The 17,818-nt window shown below is 42.6% G+C and carries 15 protein-coding genes and 1 pseudogene; 6 read left to right on the top strand and 10 right to left on the bottom strand.

The window, feature by feature from the left end:
* Positions 1-626: 626 nt before the first annotated feature.
* The 4 genes from ABWT76_RS13660 to ABWT76_RS13645 all read right to left on the bottom strand — a co-directional run bounded on the left by ABWT76_RS13660 (position 627) and on the right by ABWT76_RS13645 (position 5,332).
* Positions 627-1,367 carry an HpsJ family protein gene (locus ABWT76_RS13660; RefSeq protein WP_054469487.1) on the bottom strand — a complete coding sequence of 247 codons (741 nt, stop codon included), beginning with the start codon at positions 1,365-1,367 and terminating at the stop codon, positions 627-629.
* A 48-nt stretch (positions 1,368-1,415) separates the two neighbouring features.
* The gene (locus ABWT76_RS13655; protein ID WP_054469486.1) at positions 1,416-1,610 is read right to left on the bottom strand and encodes a hypothetical protein; all 195 of its coding nucleotides are present in this window, start codon (positions 1,608-1,610) and stop codon (positions 1,416-1,418) included.
* Between the two features lie 14 nt (positions 1,611-1,624).
* Positions 1,625-2,524 carry a cyanoexosortase A gene (gene crtA, locus ABWT76_RS13650; protein WP_354636270.1) on the bottom strand — a complete coding sequence of 300 codons (900 nt, stop codon included), beginning with the start codon at positions 2,522-2,524 and terminating at the stop codon, positions 1,625-1,627.
* Positions 2,525-2,818: 294 nt separating this feature from the next.
* Positions 2,819-5,332 carry an AAA-like domain-containing protein gene (locus ABWT76_RS13645; protein ID WP_354636412.1) on the bottom strand — a complete coding sequence of 838 codons (2,514 nt, stop codon included), beginning with the start codon at positions 5,330-5,332 and terminating at the stop codon, positions 2,819-2,821.
* A 436-nt stretch (positions 5,333-5,768) separates the two neighbouring features.
* Here ABWT76_RS13645 and ABWT76_RS13640 point away from each other — a divergent pair, with 436 nt between their 5' ends.
* Both ABWT76_RS13640 and ABWT76_RS13635 read left to right on the top strand, forming a co-directional pair.
* Entirely contained in the window at positions 5,769-5,972 is a 204-nt protein-coding gene (locus ABWT76_RS13640) for a hypothetical protein (protein WP_054469482.1), read from the top strand.
* A gap of 290 nt (positions 5,973-6,262) precedes the next feature.
* On the top strand, positions 6,263-6,769 hold the full coding sequence (locus ABWT76_RS13635) for a DUF3172 domain-containing protein (protein WP_054469481.1): 507 nt from the start codon (positions 6,263-6,265) through the stop codon (positions 6,767-6,769).
* Between the two features lie 141 nt (positions 6,770-6,910).
* Here ABWT76_RS13635 and ABWT76_RS13630 read toward each other — a convergent pair whose 3' ends face one another.
* The 4 genes and pseudogenes from ABWT76_RS13630 to ABWT76_RS13615 all read right to left on the bottom strand — a co-directional run bounded on the left by ABWT76_RS13630 (position 6,911) and on the right by ABWT76_RS13615 (position 9,518).
* The gene (locus ABWT76_RS13630; RefSeq protein WP_354636269.1) at positions 6,911-7,165 is read right to left on the bottom strand and encodes a hypothetical protein; all 255 of its coding nucleotides are present in this window, start codon (positions 7,163-7,165) and stop codon (positions 6,911-6,913) included.
* A gap of 192 nt (positions 7,166-7,357) precedes the next feature.
* Positions 7,358-8,077, bottom strand: a pseudogene (locus tag ABWT76_RS13625) (IS1 family transposase).
* A 222-nt stretch (positions 8,078-8,299) separates the two neighbouring features.
* A complete protein-coding gene (locus ABWT76_RS13620) occupies positions 8,300-8,479 on the bottom strand; it encodes a transposase family protein (protein WP_255353260.1) in 180 nt (59 codons plus the stop codon).
* Between the two features lie 712 nt (positions 8,480-9,191).
* Entirely contained in the window at positions 9,192-9,518 is a 327-nt protein-coding gene (locus tag ABWT76_RS13615; protein ID WP_054469480.1) for a YbjQ family protein, read from the bottom strand.
* A gap of 192 nt (positions 9,519-9,710) precedes the next feature.
* Here ABWT76_RS13615 and ABWT76_RS13610 point away from each other — a divergent pair, with 192 nt between their 5' ends.
* Positions 9,711-10,934, top strand: a complete 1,224-nt coding sequence (locus tag ABWT76_RS13610) for a tetratricopeptide repeat protein (RefSeq protein ID WP_072160904.1) — start codon at positions 9,711-9,713, stop codon at positions 10,932-10,934.
* Between the two features lie 314 nt (positions 10,935-11,248).
* Here ABWT76_RS13610 and ABWT76_RS13605 read toward each other — a convergent pair whose 3' ends face one another.
* Together ABWT76_RS13605 and ABWT76_RS13600 are read right to left on the bottom strand one after the other, a co-directional pair.
* Positions 11,249-12,001 carry a DUF928 domain-containing protein gene (locus tag ABWT76_RS13605; RefSeq protein WP_054469478.1) on the bottom strand — a complete coding sequence of 251 codons (753 nt, stop codon included), beginning with the start codon at positions 11,999-12,001 and terminating at the stop codon, positions 11,249-11,251.
* A 589-nt stretch (positions 12,002-12,590) separates the two neighbouring features.
* Positions 12,591-14,585 (bottom strand): adenylate/guanylate cyclase domain-containing protein, encoded by a 1,995-nt coding sequence (locus tag ABWT76_RS13600; RefSeq protein WP_354636268.1) that lies wholly within the window; start codon positions 14,583-14,585, stop codon positions 12,591-12,593.
* Positions 14,586-14,743: 158 nt separating this feature from the next.
* Here ABWT76_RS13600 and ABWT76_RS13595 point away from each other — a divergent pair, with 158 nt between their 5' ends.
* The 3 genes from ABWT76_RS13595 (at position 14,744) to ABWT76_RS13585 (ending at position 17,786) form a co-directional block, all read left to right on the top strand.
* Complete coding sequence (locus tag ABWT76_RS13595) at positions 14,744-14,953, top strand: hypothetical protein (RefSeq protein ID WP_156332015.1); 210 nt, start codon at positions 14,744-14,746, stop codon at positions 14,951-14,953.
* Positions 14,954-15,138: 185 nt separating this feature from the next.
* Entirely contained in the window at positions 15,139-17,085 is a 1,947-nt protein-coding gene (gene uvrC / locus ABWT76_RS13590) for an excinuclease ABC subunit UvrC (RefSeq protein WP_354636267.1), read from the top strand.
* Positions 17,082-17,786, top strand: coding sequence for a hypothetical protein (locus ABWT76_RS13585; RefSeq protein ID WP_354636266.1), 705 nt, complete (start codon positions 17,082-17,084; stop codon positions 17,784-17,786). Before uvrC ends, ABWT76_RS13585 begins: the two co-directional genes overlap by 4 nt.
* Positions 17,787-17,818 lie beyond the last annotated feature (32 nt).

Genomic DNA, 17,818 nt, shown 5'->3' with positions numbered 1-17,818 from the left:
CCAGTTCACTTTAATCAATATTTAATATTCAGAGGATTGACCCACTCCCCAAATCGGATCCAACACGGCAGGTTTCCCCCTACCTATATTCAGATATAGATAAACGAACCTGTGCTTGGGTCTTCATTGGAGTTGTCGTCAAAGAAAAAACCGTAGAATACACAATCCAAAACTTCCTCCAGGATTTACAGTTTCCCGATCTCGGCGCACCCTGGATCAAGAAAAAGCTTTTTCGGGGTGGTTTACCGGGGGGTGCGATCGCCGCAGGCGAATTTATCCCAGGTAGGGCTTAGGGGCAATGAGTCCTTAATGTGTAATCTAGTATGTTCTTTCTTATCCTCAATTGTAATCCGTGGCGGCAAGAGGGGAAGGTCGGACGTTGGGCAATTACGGGGAGACCGAGAAGTTCAGTTCGCCTTCCCCTTCACAGAAGCAAAAAAGTTCTGGCGATCGGATCTGTAGGGGTAAACGACCGGCAAAGGTCTGACAAAATTGTAAAAATCCCCCCGGTTTAAGCCCCCTGTTTGAGAGGGCTGGGGGGATCTTTCTCTAATGATGCGCTCTTATATATGAAAACGAAATCAACCAGCTATTGATTTAGAACTGAACTAAGAATTAGCCCAAAACTACATTTTTCTTGCCCAGGCTGTTCCGGTAAACAGGAACACAAATAAAGCCCCAGCCACTAAAGCCCCCAGGTTCCATTTCACGGAATTCTTGAATAAATTCATTTGGCGATTGGATTTAGCCTCCTGAGCTTGGGTTTGCATCGTCGTTTCTGCTTGATCGATCACCTCAGAGACTTGTTTTTTAATCTCATCCAATTGCTGCGAATCTGTAATATTAGGAGCTCGACCTTGGGTATCTAGACGGCTAATCAATTCTCGCATTTCCGCTGGACTGCTTGCCTTAGCCAGTAAATCTTTCACCTGGGCAATTTGTTCGGTGCGCTGCTTCATTTCCGTATCAATCTGAGCATTGCTGCGGTTATTCAACCGCACAGTATTCACAATTCCCAAGGGGGCTAAAAGGAAAAAGATCACCGCGAATAGCACGGTTAGCCAGGACAACAACTTCACCAGGGTAATTTCCCACTTTTTCCGACCCAGTTTTTCTCCGTAAAATACCAAAACCATCCCAATCAAGGGAACCGGAACTCTTTCCACTAATTGCCCAATAGTCTGAAATTCCCAAACGGGATCTAATAAAGAGGGGGGAATAAAAATGGCAATGGTATCAAACAAGGAGAAAATCAATAAACCATAGCCAATCCAACGAAACAGCGTTGCCGACCTTAGTAAGCTAAAACCAAACTGGCGAATATCTTCTACCGACTCTTGTAATTGATTGATGTTTGAGTCACTCATATTTGTCACTATATTGTTTACAGGTAGATTTTGATTTTTCAGGAGTTCCTAAGCTGAGATTCTAGCATTTTCTGTCGAAAAAACTGGAAAAGAATAATTTTTTAGCGGTGGTAGATAAAGGGCTCCGGGGGTTTCCTCTTCTTTTTTTGGCGGTTCGATTTCCGGAGCGAGTAAGATTTTGATTGCCACCACCAAGATACCAGCCAGAACGACCGCCAAAAAAGGAATGCGTAAGTTATTCAAAATACTACTCCCGGTTATGACTCTACAGGATCCTGTGGCTTAAGTTCATCCTGTTTCAGGAGGAACATATAGAACAGCCCGAAAATCCCGACAGCAATCATACCAAAGATCAGGGAACCATCTCCTTCATGCCAGTAATCAAAAGCGTCTGGGTTTGAGGAAGCCGCCAAAATTGCCATCAGGGCAACCCGAACCGCATTGACGATAAATCCAGTGGTTAAGGCAAAGCTGGCGATCAAAAATTTATGAAGCTTTTGATTAAACCGTTCTAAAGGAAACATGATTAAACAAACCGCCGATAGTCCCAACAGATAAGTCATGGATTCCATCCCTGAACAGCCACCATAGACTTTGATCGACCCCCCCGGTAAATAAATAAAAACATCTTCTAAGACCAGTTCATGGCCAGTGTACCACAGCATAAAAGCTGAGATTTTGGCCGTAAATGGCGAGATATCAATTTTGAGTAAATCTGTAATAATGACCCCAGGAATTCCCAGAAAAAAGAGAATTATTAGCTCTGATTTGTACTGTTTTAAGCCTTTGATGCCTGATGCGATTAAAGCTACCCCAAGCCCAGATAAAAATGGCATCAGACGCAACATTGGATCGTAGGTACTTAATTGACCGGAAAGTTTGGCGGGCATTGACAGGATTGTGAATAAAAAGAAACCAATCAGTACAGCACCAATAAAACTGCCAATTGGATCGCTTTTGAGATTTAACTCTTGGCGTTTTTCCCAAATCAGTGAACCCACAGGTAGCCAAAATAAAACACTCATGCCTAAGTGGGCTTGATCGTCAATTTTCCAGAGAATTGCTAGGTTAACGATGATTAATCCTATAGCGATCGCACCTAACCAAGCGGATGGCTCTTTCAGCATTTGCACTGGAGCAAGTTCGCTCTTATTCATTAAAACCTCCCATTTTAGATATGACCTCATCAATTTCTAGAACAATCTCGAAGTTAACGTTAGCACCCAGTTTATATAAAAAATTGTGTATTTGTGAATTTGTATTCCTATAAAAACTTGCCAAAAATCTGATATTTTATCAATGATTTTTGGTAGATGAAATTTTATGTTTTCTTTTACTCAGGTTTTTGTTTCACTAATATAACAGTTAGCATTGCTGATTTGTCAATAAATTCTCCCGAATCTTCATCATATCTTTAAAAATTGACTTTCCTGGCCGTTGTCAAAGCATCTCTAAGGATTAATTTGATACAAGCGCACGGGTTCAGGAATTCCTTTGAGTTGCTGCGGCCCGATATAGGTGACATGAATCGACAAATGATTTTTAATCACTTCATATACGGTTTCAGAAATACAAATGCCCCCTGGGTTGGCTTGACTTTGCAGACGGGCGGCTAGATTCACTCCAGCCCCAAAAACATCATCGCCACTGAAAAATACATCACCGAGATGAACCCCAATCCGATGTTCTAACACTAAGTCTGGGGGTAAACTTGCAGCATTTTTACTCAAGGTTTTTTGGATTTGTTGAGAACAAGCTACCGCTTTGACGGCGCTGTCAAAGTAAATTAACAACCCATCCCCTGTGCATTTGAGAACTCGTCCACCATATCGTTGACAAATTTCTCTCATTAAGTCAAAGTCTCGTTTTAATAATTCGAGCATTTGCTGTTGGTTGGCGACCATTTGCGCGGTGGAGTTGACCACATCCGTAAAGACGATCGCCGCTAAGGTACTGCTTTCTAGCAAAGACCCGACAGAAAAAGGGGCGGTGGGAGGCATATTCTCGGCTATTGCTGACATTTGATTTGTGCCGGAAACCGGATCCCGTTGGCAAGTTTTTTCCGGGATGTTCTCTGATGGGATGCTGCCGAAACCTCCTTGGAGGCGATCGCTGAAATATTGGCGGTATAGTTCCCCCAAAGGCATCACTGCATTGCCTTGAAATTTGACTAAGCCCATACTGCGTAATTTAAACGCCTCTGCTGCATTGATCTCGATCGCCCGATCGCATCCCATCACCTGTTTAGTCGCGGCGACTAAATCTGGATCTTTTTCTAAGTTTAATAAATGACGGCGTAAATGGTCATAGTATGGGCCTGCTTCCGTGGGGGCAATTTGGAGAAATTCCCCTAAAGTCATGCGTCCTTTGGCAATTTGATAAAGGGCAACCCTGACTAGATAAGGATGTCCCCCCACCATTGTCATCAAATTCTGAATTTGCGCCTCAGACCAATTCAGTTGGTGTCGCTGCACTAAATCCGCTACTTGTGCGGGGGTTAATTCCGGCAATTCAATCGGTAAGCCCACATTAAACGGAGATTGATTAATATTCAGGGGGATATAGACTTCTTTGGAATGGGCGATCGCTAACCGTAAATTTTTCCACAGTGCCTCATTTTTGCCTCGTTCATGCCAAGCCCTGAGTAAGCCAAAAAAATCCGTGGCAATTTCGGGATGTTGGAAAATCTGATCCACTTCATCTAAACCCAAGACCAGGGGTTCAGCAATTTCGGTTAATAGATATTTTTGAAAGTATTTTGTACATTTATTTTTACTTCCCAGGGGGCCTTTCCAATAATTATCAAGGCGATCCGGTAAATTTAATTCTTCGCTAATACTAACACAAAACCACTGTAAAAATAAATCTAAATTAGATAGTAAGTCAGCATCAGCGGATTGGAAATTTAACTCGACAGTTTGATAACCTTCCTGTTTTACTTGGTGCAGAATCCGAGACATCAAAGAACTTTTGCCCATTTGGCGGGGCGCTTTGATGCGGATCAATGCCCCCGGTTTACGAATCGTCTCATAACAGTCTTGTTCAATGGGCGGACGATCTATATAAAATAAAGAATCTAAAGGCACCTGACCTTCTGGTTGTTCTAAGGATAGGGGCTTTGATAATTTGAGTGAAAAATAATTTTCGGGACTATTGGCAGGGTGATTGATGATATTTTTATGCGGAAATTTTCTGGTTACAGGAATCATTTCGTCAATAGGTTTATTAATTTTTCTATAAACTTCTTCAACGTTTTTTTCCAGACTATCCTGACTATTTTGATTCAGTTCAGCGAGAAAATCAGCCCGATAGTGTAACCCATCGTGAGAGGATTCTCCTTTTTTCTTCAGGACTGGGGCTAACGCTTCGGAAAGCCCTTCTAAGGCGATCGCACTACAGCCAAATTCATACGCATCTTCAATGGAACGACCGGCAGCGATCGCATCATAAAACCCTACGGCAAATTTAATTGCTGCGCGATCGCCAATTTCTCGATCCATGCCAATCACATAATCAATATATTGACAAATTGCCTCGGCTTGCACTTGGGAATAGCAGGCATTCAGCAACACACATTTAACTTGTTTGGCAAATAATTTAAATAACCTCGCCAATGCCACGGCACTGACTAACTTAGCTTCTGATGCGTCATCGAGCAAGACTAACCCTTGAGTCCCCACCCCATGTCCAGAAAAATGGACAATTTGCGGTTCATAATCCAACAAAGCACGGCGCAGGTCATCGGGACGCACAGCGGTTCGCGAGATAATCTGAAACTGGTGGCGACTTTTCGAGCGTTCCAGCCCTGTTTGAATTTCCCGGACTTCCTCATCTAGTCGGAGTTTTTCGGTATTTTTGGGATTAGCGGCCACGATCAGAATTTTTGTTAGGTAATCACGAGTCATAAACTTGGCTTCGGGGAGCGATCGCCGACGCGAGAGTCTCTTTTTATCATAAACAGCCAGCCAGAATCGGCGAGATAATGTGACAAAATTTTTACAATTGGCCGATCGCCTACCAGGATATCACTCGGTTTAGGCGAAGATTTCCCATCTGGTCAGGCATTTCTAGGCGATCGCGCTGTCCTTGGGAACTTCAACCTTAAAAATCACAAAAATTGATCGTGTAGATCCCCTAACCATAATCCCCAATCCCCAGACTCGATGTTCATCCAGAAACCATGATATTTATGAAAATTTTCTGGGTCAGAAATTAATCAAACATCTTTATTTCGTAACCAATACCACAAAAAATCTGGGCTGTTCTGACAAAATGATGCCAATTATCCCAGAATCAATCCTAAAATTTACCGGCCTAAAATTTACCGGATGTACCACTAACCTATCAGTGATTAGTGAATTAAAGGTTGCAAAATAGCCAAAAATCTCTGACAAAATTACCATGAATAATTTACAACGCGGTCAAATGACTTGGAAATCAGAGGGAACGATTCACAGAGTTTTATATTTACGGGGCAACCCTCACGAACCTTGGCGACATTACGAAGAATTTCCCCAATATGCTAAACCGGATTTAGCGGGAAATAATCCAGGATATGCCACATTTCTCGCTTTACTCAGAACTGGCTGGAAGCTGATTAATTAAGGTTTATTTCCCCAACCTCAACTCCATACACTGCCAACACCTAAAGTTAGGCAAACCGGGAGCAAGCTTGGGATGAATCAGTTAAAAATACTGAATTGACATCTCGCGATCGGCGCGAATTCGAGGGCTTCGATCCGAGTTGAACCCGCCAAATTTCGGGAAATCTGAGGAGCAAGCGGTCATTATGGCCTCAGATTCGTCATAATAGAACGTAGCAAAACAAAGAGTCTGGGAAGATAATTCCTAATCGCTCTTCCTAATCACTCAATGCGGGAGTAACGTAAAACATAATGGCACGTAGATATCGCTCAGAATACGGATCGTCTTCCTCGAATTCTCTACTTAACTACACTTCTCTAGCGATCTTAGCTGGGGTGTTTATTTTGGGAATTGGCATCGGCATCGCTTTTAGTTCGACGGCAAACTTTAATAGCGAAAATGTCGCCTCCCGTGAGTTCATTGACCGGAATGCCCCAAATCCAGAACTTTGTATCCAGTATGGCGCCAGCGCTGTGGTCATGGATACTCGGATGTTTGTCACTTACAATCCTTTCCATGTTTATATATCGCAACCGAAAATGGAACCGGGTTGCGTGTTGCGTACTAATAACTGGACGATTTTGGAACAAAGAAATTTAGTTCGCCCCGATCAGGTGCGAAATTGCAAAAATAGGATGAATACTTTTGGTTACACAGGGGATCTGAATCAGACGCCAACGATTAACTGTATTTATCAGAATGATGATAATGAGAACTTGTTTAAAAACCAATTAAGTATGTTATCTCCTGGCGATTAGATCGGCCAAAGCGTTGCTGATTGCTGGCGTTCATTAGACGATAAAAAACATTATCCTTGTCCCGCCATCATGCCAGAAATCAGCAACGCTTTTTTAATCGTTCAATTATTTATAGAATAGACCTCTGGCTTTCGATCATTTTTACCTGAAGCGATCGCCAATATGCTTCGCCAATATGCTTCGCCAATATGCTTCGCTAATATGCTTTACGGTTTGGCTAACCAAACGCCGTTGGCTACATGGACGATTAAGATACTGCCGCATTACGAGTTGAAGGGTAAACCGAGTGATTTTCTGTGCTGATTCTTTGGTAATCAAAGAACGACGGATTAAAGATAGCATGGCATCAGGAAGATTAACCGGCAAAATGGGGAGTATGTCTCGCCATTTAGCCAAAGAAAGCGATTCTGACTCTGCGGCTAAAGCCTTGACAGGGGATATTCTCAGGGGAAGGCAGGAGAGAAAGGGAAGAGATATTTAACTTAGTTTCAAATTCATGGAATAAATCGCGATTCCGCGCTGGCGCGGATCGCGAATCGCTGGGTTGAGATATTTCTAAAAATTCCGGCGTTGCACACTGGTGGTATGCTATAGAGACCGGGTTGGCAATGGCTCTCTAGAGTAAGTCAATGGAATAGGTACATTTTTATGCCTTAAATAATAAATAACTAATCTGACTGAGAGTTGCAACATTAAGAGAGATTTAGAATAACACTTTTTCTATGTAAACGAGCCAAGTAATGTCTTAGTCTTGTATTTTCCCCTTCCACACGAGTCATGTATGTTTTACTAATAATATGATCGGCCTCGTCAATAAATTGGGGATAAACAACATAACCATCTGTCACATAAAAAAATGATTCCCATCCTTTAAGAATTTTCCATAATGGTTTAAATGTTGCCGCCGAACGATCGCCTATTACATAGGCTAAAATTCCGGCTACCCCTTTGTTGACCGCAGTCCACAGCCAGATTTTATTTTTTTTACCTATATAAGTCTGTAATTCATCTATTTGAGTCACTTCGGGAATTTCCTGATAATCTGGTTGCTCTGGCAAGCTTAATGCGGCTGCTTTTATCCAATTAATAACTGTGTTATCACAAACACCAGTTAATCGTTCTATGCGACGAAGACCATTGCCTTCAACATAAAGATGAAGGCAATGTTCCTTGACATGATCTGGATAGCCTTACTTGAGAATAGCTATCAATAAATTGACGACCACAATCTTTACAAGAATGATTTTGTTTTCCTCTTTTATGGCCGTTTTTATTAATTTTTTTAGATTGGCATACAGGACAAATCATCGCTATGTTTTATTTTAATGTTCATCCTTAGCATACCACGAATGTGCAACGCTTTTGCTCCCGTTTATTTACTACTATATTTTTTAAAAAAACTTAAAAATATAATTATTAACTGTGTTTTTTGGTTGAATTTAATGTAATTAATTTAAATCAAAAAAAATTTATTTGCTGGTTTTTACTAGATAAAAAAAACTGAATTTAATCTTTTTTTAAGATAGATGATCATGTTTTTTTACTTATTATACCAGGGAAGCCTACCGTAAATCTCTGAATATCCCCAGCCAATGTTGAAATATATATATAATTTGTGGTTGATTCACTGAGGCCAAACAAAAGCCCTAAGATTTGGAATGTCGGTAAGTGAGTAAGATATACTAATATAAGTATAATATGGTCGCAAATACTTAACTTTGGTTGCCTATCTCCAGCCGCTTTAATTAATCTGGTTTTTTTCCGCTAGGTTTTTTCATTATGTTCTCTTTATGATACTTTTATTCGCTGGATTATTTGTTCATAATCTAGTTCATAATCTAATCCGAGTAACCTTTGACACTCGGACGGATGCTATTCTGTATATTCTTTTATTTTTTAGTTGGCTCATAATCTGCATCAGGTAAAATTATACGTTTACACAGACTGATTATGCCATCATTTTTTTTGAATATGTCTATTATTTGCCCATTGATAATTTCAAATTATTAGCTGATATTAGATGAAGATTTATCGAAAATTATCAGATTATAATATTGGTTAAAAAGAAAGTAATTATCGTGATTATTTAAAAATTACCGATCGCCAATTAAAACAGAGGGCATAGAGAGTTTAAACATTTGTGTAGTGTCTCTGTGGTGAAAATAAAACCTATAATTAATATATCTGGAAATTCCGGTGGAATTAGAAGCAAAAAATCAGCGGCGATATTCGTCGGTTAACGATGGAATAATATCATCCTCAAACTCAAATTGTGAGTTTTGGTTAGCTTGCGGAGTGCGATGCCGTAAATACTAGACCTCTTGCTTTCCCAACCTAAAAAGTCCCTCTTTTTAGGGGGGTTTGGGGGGATCGATCCGTCCTGAAAGCAAGAGGTCTACTCAGAAGTTCCTCGGCGTCGCAATTACTGCAACTTCACCGCTGTGCCACTGGCAGTCACCAACAGCAAAGCCCCAGAAGTATCAATATTAATAGTTCCAGTATCAATCTCAATGCCAATTACCGCATCAGCCCCTTTACTCTGGGCGCGTTCGGCCAGTTCTGCTAGGGCTTCTTCCTGTGCTTTTTTAAACACTTTTTCATAACTGCCGGTGCGTCCGCCAATAATATCCCGAATTCCGGCAAAGAAATCCCGCAGGGCATTGCTGCCGTACACCACCTCAGCGGTGACAACCCCTAAATACGCGGTGACAATTCGTCCCTGAACTACATCTGTCGTCGTTAAAATCATAAGTTATTTTTATTTGTCTTGTCGCGATTGCCGCTGGCTTGCCAATTCGCCATTTCTGGAGATCCAGAAATGGGAGAGTGCTAATTGTAGATATGACCAGTATTAACCAAAAATTGGCCAAGGCTCTATAATTAGTCCGTGAGCCATTATTATAGCCAAAACTCATTATCACTAAACAAGAGAAAATCACCCGTGCATAAGCAGAAGCTTTTTGGAGTCAGTCTCCTATTCTTAGGCATTTTTGTCGCTCCTTTACCCACCTTAGCCCAAGTCCCGCAATTCCTTCCGGAAACTCTCGCGCAAGTCGTCAGTCAAAATAATGCTCAAGGTAATAAGAAACAACTGAATGAATTGCTGAAAAAAGGGCGGGAGTTAGTGGATGCTGGAGATTATGCGGGGGCATTAGCCCTTTATCAACAAGCGGCGACTTTGGATGCGGAAAATGCCCGGATTTTTTCTGGCATCGGTTATTTAGAGGCCAGCCAACAAAATTTTCCCGCTGCTGTTGAAGCGTATAGAAAAGCGGTGGCTTTAGACCCAAATAATGCTGAGTTCCACTATGCTTTAGCATTTAGTTTGGCTAATGCAGAAGATTATGAAGCCGCTGAAGCTGCTTATCGGCGTACCGCTCAACTGGATCCGAGTAATTTGAATGCTTATTTGGGGATTGGGGTAGTCCTGCTGAAGAAAGGGGATTATGAAGCCGCTTTATCCATGTATGAATATGTGACGACTTCTCACCCAGAATATTGGCAAGCGTATGAATATATTGGCGCTGCTTTGATGGAGCAAGAACAGTTCGATCGCGCAATTGTGGCTTTTAATGAAGCTTTGGAAATAGCGCCAAATCAAAGTCGTCTATATGTGAGTTTAGGGAATGCTTTTTTAAGAAAAGGTGAGATTTCTCAGGCGATCGCCTATTTTAGAAACGCAGCGGATCTCGATCCCAATAATGCTTTAATTCACTTACAAATTGGCAAACTTTTACAAGCAGAAAATGATCTCAAAGGCGCAATTTCCGCCTATCAATTAGCGGCGCGGCTGGACAATCGCAACCCAGATATTTACTTTCAAATTGCCCAAATGCTGCAAGTTCAAGGGGATCTTGATGGGGCGCTGGATGGCTATCAGCGGGCAGTTTCCCTCAATCCCGATTTGTTGGAAGCGCACTTGGAAATTGGCAAAATTCATTTCAAGCGAGACGAATATGTTCCCGCAATTGTCGCTTATCGTCAGGTGATTAAGTTGTCTCCAGATAATGCCGAAGCTCATTATGAGTTAGGATTGGCTTTGCAAGCACGAGGACGTATGGAAGAGGCGATCGCGGCTTGGCAAGAAGCCAAAAAACTCTATCAACAGCAAGACGACACTGAAGGGGTAGAAAAAGTCCAGGAAGCCCTGAATAATAATCGTTGATTTTTGTCTGCACAGGGGCTGACTGTTGACTGTTGTGGGTTATTAGTTATTGGTTATTTGTGGTTCGGGATAAGGTTCAAAAAACAAACAACCAGCAATCAAAGAATCCCTACCCAATAGCCAACAACTCCTCCAACCCCCCCTTCAAAGGGGGGCAACAACTAACAACTAAAGAATCCCTACCCAACAACTAACAACCAACAACCAAAGAATTCCTACCCAACAACTAACAACTAACAAATAACAACTAATAACTAACAACCAATAAGTAGGGGCGAACAGCCATTCGCCCCTACAGAATAATGACTAATCATTTAATTAAACTCAGAAATAATGTTAGGATTTAATGGCTCTAAGACTAGCCGATCCAGTTGCACCGATCGCAAAAGTTCTTCCCACTCCTGAGCTAATTGGGAATCATCGGGATTTGATCGCCGCAAGTTGGCCAGTTCCGCGATCGTGTCATACCAAAAGCCCGCATTGGCATAAAGATTAACTCGTTCTAGTGCCGATGCTTGCTTTAACTTTTGTTGTAAACTGGCAGGGGGTTCTACTCGTCTAATTAACCCTTCAACGAAAGGATTCGCCTGCAAATCAAGGCGATCGCAAATAATCGCCAAAGACCAATAATAATCTTTGCCAATTTCCAAAGCCGGTAAACCAGAATTTTCTGGCAAACTCAAGCTAAGAATGCCGCCTTCTCCAGTGGTTTTCATTGTACTTTCATAAATAATTTCGCCACTACTATCATCAATCAGATTAAACGAAATCATCGTGGCTGAGTTCGGTGGCAGATACCAAAAGAAAACCGGATACTCTTGGGTGGTTAACGCCACATCTACTTTGGGCACTAAAGCGGTAAGTTCTTTTTGGTTATTGTTCAGACAAGTTTGTGCGGATGCAGACGCTCCTCTGACAGCCCCACCAACTCTTCGACTCGGAGGGGGGGTATTGGGGGCGGAAAATTCCACCGCATTCACTGCGGGTAATCCGACAACCAGAGAATTGAGCAATAGGGCACAACTAATCAGGGTCGTGAAAGGTTTCTGAATTTTTTGGATTGTCATAATTTTTCCTCCAATAGCGTGGAAATTTTTTTCACTTATCCTGAAAATAAAATAAATATGCGATGATTAAAATGGTATATGTTTGTGATTAAATTCATTTAAATTTAAATAAAATATAAAAAATATGCGAAACAAAATATACTAAACAAAATATGCTAAAAGCCCCGTGAGATTCCTGAAAAAAAATATAGATTAATCAATATTTTTTGGCCATTTATGGAGGCGATCGCGTTTTTTTTTAATATCAACGCTTCAGTCCTTCTAACGGCTTTCTTTTGAGGTCAGGCTTGTAGAATCTTGGGTGTGACCCCTTATAAGACATTCTAATTTATTGAACATCAGCAGGATTGACCCATGTCCTCGCGGATGTTTGTGGGAAATTGCCCAGCATTCCCCCAAATTAATTTAATCTTAGATAGCCGGAAATCTGGATCAAATATTACTTTACGAGTAAAGAATAATTCGCCGAAATTCAGGAAAAAAAATCCCAGGAATGGATGGGCATTATTGATTAGTATAAAACCGATCGCTCAACAATATAATATAAGGTCCAAGAATTTACCATATCTTTAAAAATCAGCTTAAATTTCTAAGATTTTATGGAGGCTGGGGCGACGGTGTGTTGACGATAAGCAGTCACCCGGTAAACATTTACGGTTTGTTGTTTGCCTTTAAGGGCTAATGGTCCCCAAGATTCAATGGTAAATTCTTCCTTGTCTGGGAGATAGTCAAGGGTTTCTTGAGCAATCAAAACCCGGCAAATACTGACTTGGCGGTCTTTTTCACAACTTTCTAGTCGCGAGGCGATATTCACGCTGTCGCCAATGATGCCATATTCTAATCGCTGTTTGCCCCCTAGACTCCCGGCGACAATTGGGCCGGTGAAAATACCCACGCGCATTTGCACCACAGGTAAACCCCGTTTTTTCCACTGGGGATTGAGTTGTTTGAGGCGATCGCCCATTGCCAAAGCACAAGCCACGGCATTGCGGGCATCTTCACCGATTTGTTCCAGGCGATCGCTCACCATTGGCACCCCAAAGGCCGCCATAATCCCATCCCCAGTAAACTTATTGATAATGCCATGATGGACTTGTACCGTCTCGGTCATAGCGCTGAGATATTCATTTAACCAGTCAAACAAAGTCTCTGGGGTCATTTGTTCGGAGATGGTACTAAAGTTTTTCAGATCCGTAAACAACATCGTAGCCACCACCTTTTGACCGGGGAGTTTGCCGTCTTTAAGCAAAGTATCCCGACTGTTCCAGAGTGCCTCTGCCACTGCCGGGGAAGTGCTTTGTCCTAGTAACTTCATCACAACTTGTTTTTGTTGTCCCGACTCATAGCCGCGATAAGCGACCGTGGCGCCACTGGCCATCAAATAGCCGATCAGGGGCGCACCGACTGGCACCCATGCGGCATGGAGAAATAAAATCCAACTGCTGCCAAGCAAACCCCCTACCATCACCGTGCCACTGATGGCTAAGGCTAAGGGATGGCGAAAGATCCAAGCCCCGGTAGCCCCCATCCCTGTCCAGGTGACAATCCAAATCAATTCTGCCCATTCTAGCCAAAACCAAAATAAGGGGCGATCGTCTAAAACGGCACTGAGAATTTGACTCAGCATTTGGGTATGAATCATCACCCCAGGCATGGTGGGATTTTGATCTTCTGCGGGACTATAGGGAGTTAAAAAAGAGTCTTTTAAAGACGAGGCGGTGGTGCCCACGATGACGATTTTGTCTTTAAATAATTGCGGATCAACGGAGTCATTTAAGACTTCGTGTAAGCTGACGCTGGGGGCAACTTGATTGGCCGTGCGATAGTTGAGCAGGATTTGATAACCGCCATCATCGGCATTGGTATAGCCACCGGAATTCTTTTCCAGGCGCTCAAACACCGCTTTGCCCCATATGAGTTGATAGGGTTTTTCCCCCGGTTCTGGAGAAAGTCCCTGGGCTTCGAGATAATTCAAGGCTAGTTTCAGAGAAAAAGAAGTCTGGTTGCCTTCGTCGGAGGAAAATGACATCAAATTCCGGCGGATGGTGTTATCGGCATCTACGACTAAATCATTAAATCCGATGCGTTCCGATGGTAAAGCCGGTGGAGGATTGACCCCCTCCGCATCATTGCGAATGCCAATCACATTCGGTGCCTGGAGTTGCGCTTTGAATTCCTCATATCCCGGTTCTTGGGGCAAATCCCGATAAATATCTAACCCGATCAATTTGGGCTGATGAGATTGTATTTTCGCGAAGAGTTTAGCCATCACCCGATCGGAAACCGGCCATTTTTGCAGTTGCTGGATATCTTTTTCGGTAATTCCGACAATCACAATTCTGGGATCCGGTGCTTCCTCTGGACGTAAGCGGATCATTTGATCAAAAATGGCCAGTTCCAAAGGTTCTAGACCATGAAAATGCCGTACCCCCAGCACTACGCCACTGGTGAATAAGGTCGCGATCGCCACGACTGCGAACCCGGTTAAGTCTGGCAATTTTTTGGCCAACATCTGCCGCAAAAACTTGGAGAACACAATAGTGCTGATGGGAGGAAAAAGTAATTTTTTTTCTGGATCAATCATACCCAGGACTGTGGAATCGATTAAGTTGTCAGATTCCAGACTGTTTTCCGGGAAATTCTGATTCCCAAGTCTGGTGTCAATCGGGTCTTGTTGTGTACCATATTTAGCTGAGATTTTTCTAGTATGACATTTTTAGGCAGGGGTGAGGGTTACAGCCCTTGGTGGACTTATTTCGGTCGAGCCAAAAAACCGCATCCTCAACCGATGGCGGGTTGGCGAGATGGCTACGCAACGCGATCGCGATCGCGAACATATCCAATCCGCTGCCAATGCTTGATGCCGAATATATTCGGCGATTTCTTCATACAAATGAAAATATCCGGGATCCGGATATTTTGGCCATTGAGGGCGATCGCGAACATATCTGAAAGAGGAAAGAGGTTCGTAGGAGAGGGGGGAAGCCGGGGAAGCGGGGGAAGAGAGGAGATAGAATAGAGAATAGAGAAAAGGCATACTATGCACATCTTTCCTCTGTGTCCCTCTGTGCCTCTGTGGTTCAAATCTCCTCTTTCCTATTTAATTAGCATCTCTTTAAGCATCGGTAGTTCAGGTAATGATCCCTTTCAACTCCAATATTTCATTAACCAATATCCCATTAATCAAAGATCCAGACCGTAAAAGTCGCCGCCTCCAAGAAATTCCTAATGAACCAGGGGTTTATTTAATGCGGGATGCGGCTGATAATATTCTGTATATTGGTAAGTCAAAAAATCTGCGATCGCGAGTTCAGTCTTATTTCCGGGATGGGCAAACTCACAGCCACCGCATTGCTTTAATGGTGACGCAAGTTTACGACATTGAATTCATTGTCACCGACACAGAAGCGGAAGCTTTAGCCTTAGAAGCGAACTTAATTAAACAACACCAACCTTATTTTAATGTACTGCTCAAAGATGACAAAAAATATCCGTTCCTCTGTATTACTTGGTCGGAACCTTACCCCAGAGTTTTTATTACCCGAAAACGACAGAAAAGCAACCCCCAAGACCGTTACTATGGGCCTTATGTAGATTCCCAGCAACTGCGGAATACCTTGAAGCTGGTGAAACGCATTTTTCCCCTACGTCAGCGTCCCCAACCCTTATTTAAAGACCGTCCTTGTTTAAATTATGACATTGGGCGTTGTCCAGGGGTTTGTCAAGGCTTAATTAACCCAGAAGATTATCATAAAACCGTGCAAAAAGTCGCGATGGTGTTTCAAGGTCGCACCGCCGAACTGCTCGAAACTTTAACCAGCTATATGGAACAAGCGGCTGAGTCACTCAATTTTGAACAAGCGGCTATAATTCGCGATCAAATTGCCAGTTTAAAAGGGTTAGGAATTCAGCAAAAAGTTGCTTTGCCTGATGATAGGATTTCGCGAGATGCGGTTGCCCTCGCTACCGATGGTCAAAATACTTGTATTCAGTTATTTCAAATTCGGGCAGGTCAGTTAGTGGGTAGGTTAGGATTTGTGGTGAGATTGTCTCCGGTGGAACCCCCCCAACCCGATGGCGTTCAAAAGGGGGGGCAAAGTGATGAAAGTAGAGAATTTGGGGATGTGTTACAGCGGATTTTAGAAGAACATTATCAACAGGTGGATGCGGTCGAAATTCCCAGCGAAATTTTGGTACAATATGAATTAAAAGATGAGGATTTTTTGGCAAGCTGGTTAAGCGATCGCAAAGGGCGAAAAGTGTCAATTTTAACGCCCCAAAGACAAAGTAAAGCGGAATTAATTGAAATGGTAGAACGTAACGCTTACCATGAACTCAGCCGGATGCAAAAAGTGAGCGATCGCAATATGCAAGCCCTGCAAGACTTAGCGGAAATTCTCGACCTTGCCGACCTACCTCATCGGATCGAAGGCTATGATATTTCCCATATTCAAGGGTCTGATGCGGTGGCATCTCGCGTGGTATTTATTGACGGTTTACCAGCGAAACAACATTATCGCCATTATCAGATCAAGAATCCCGCAGTCCATGCCGGTCATGCCGATGATTTTGCTAGTATGGCCGAAGTGATTCAGCGGCGATTTCGTGACGGGAAAGCGGGAAAAAATTCCGCCCACTCTATCCCGGAAGACCTGCCAGATTTAGTGATGATTGATGGAGGCAAAGGTCAGTTATCGGCGGTGGTCAAAGTATTAAGTGATTTGGGATTAATGGCAGATTTACGAGTGGTCAGTTTAGCCAAAAAACGCGAAGAAATTTTTTTACCCGGAGAATCTTTACCCCTGAAAACCGACTCGGAACAACCGGGAGTTCAATTATTACGTCGAGTCCGGGATGAAGCCCACCGATTTGCCGTTAGTTTTCACCGGCAAAAGCGCACAAACCGAATGCGGCGATCGCGTCTGGATGAAATTCCCGGACTGGGACATCATCGGCAAAAACAACTCCTGGCTTATTTTCGTTCCGTTGATTATATTAGAATAGCCACTCCCGAACAATTGGCTGAGGTGCCAGGAATTGGCCCAGTTTTAGCCCAGGAAATTTATCAGTATTTTCATCCATGAACTTCAATGTAAAACCGTGGCGACAGGGACTCAATTATTTGATTGTGGGATTAATTTTATTGGAACTGGCGATCGCGATCATTTATTTGAGCTATATTTTCTTCACCGGGGCATCCCCGATGAGTGTAAATATGGATGGAGCGAGAAATATTCCTTCTTGGTTACAAGCCATACAAATTTTGGTCATTGGCGCGATCGCCCTGGGGTTAGCCATCACCTATCAACCCAATTTTCCCTATCCTTCTCGGCAATTTTCCTTCTTCTTAACCGGCTTACTCTTTTATGCCGGATTAGATGAAATCTTCAAACTCCATCTTGGTTTTCATAACCTATTGCCGATTGTAGGAACTAAATATTGGATTGCCATCTATGCCTCATTAATTTGTCTACTTCCGGTCTTATTTTATCGAGACTTTAAAGCCTTTTGGCAATCCTATCGCCGCGAAACCTTAATCGGACTGACTGGCATCATTATTTTTGCCTTGGCTGGGTTTGGTGGAGAACTATTTAAAAGTTATGTATTGTCACCTTTATTAGCGAATTCCCCTGGATTACAAAGCCATCCTGTCTTACCCTTGTTGCTCGAAAAATTTCGCGTAGCCATTGAAGAACTGGGGGAACTGTTGGGAGAAACCCTAGTATTGTACGCAACTTTAAGATTTACCCTCAAACGATTAGAAGAAAAGCAATCTTCTAGATAGTTTTGTTATTTGTTATTTGTTATTTGTTATTA

Source organism: Planktothricoides raciborskii GIHE-MW2 (genome assembly GCF_040564635.1).
GTDB classification, from domain to species: domain Bacteria; phylum Cyanobacteriota; class Cyanobacteriia; order Cyanobacteriales; family Laspinemataceae; genus Planktothricoides; species Planktothricoides raciborskii.
Note: the sequence above shows the minus strand (reverse complement) of the source record. Positions and strands in the feature narration are given on the sequence as shown.

Bases quoted from the DNA above. Each gene is read 5' to 3' on its own strand.
- ABWT76_RS13660 (WP_054469487.1), bottom strand. From the start codon at position 1,367: ATGAGTGACTCAAACATCAATCAATTACAAGAGTCGGTAGAAGATATT.
- crtA (WP_354636270.1), bottom strand. From the start codon at position 2,524: ATGAATAAGAGCGAACTTGCTCCAGTGCAAATGCTGAAAGAGCCATCC.
- ABWT76_RS13640 (WP_054469482.1), top strand. From the start codon at position 5,769: ATGAATAATTTACAACGCGGTCAAATGACTTGGAAATCAGAGGGAACG.
- ABWT76_RS13635 (WP_054469481.1), top strand. From the start codon at position 6,263: ATGGCACGTAGATATCGCTCAGAATACGGATCGTCTTCCTCGAATTCT.
- ABWT76_RS13615 (WP_054469480.1), bottom strand. From the start codon at position 9,518: ATGATTTTAACGACGACAGATGTAGTTCAGGGACGAATTGTCACCGCG.
- ABWT76_RS13605 (WP_054469478.1), bottom strand. From the start codon at position 12,001: ATGACAATCCAAAAAATTCAGAAACCTTTCACGACCCTGATTAGTTGT.
- ABWT76_RS13600 (WP_354636268.1), bottom strand. From the start codon at position 14,585: ATGATTGATCCAGAAAAAAAATTACTTTTTCCTCCCATCAGCACTATT.
- uvrC (WP_354636267.1), top strand. From the start codon at position 15,139: ATGATCCCTTTCAACTCCAATATTTCATTAACCAATATCCCATTAATC.
- ABWT76_RS13585 (WP_354636266.1), top strand. From the start codon at position 17,082: ATGAACTTCAATGTAAAACCGTGGCGACAGGGACTCAATTATTTGATT.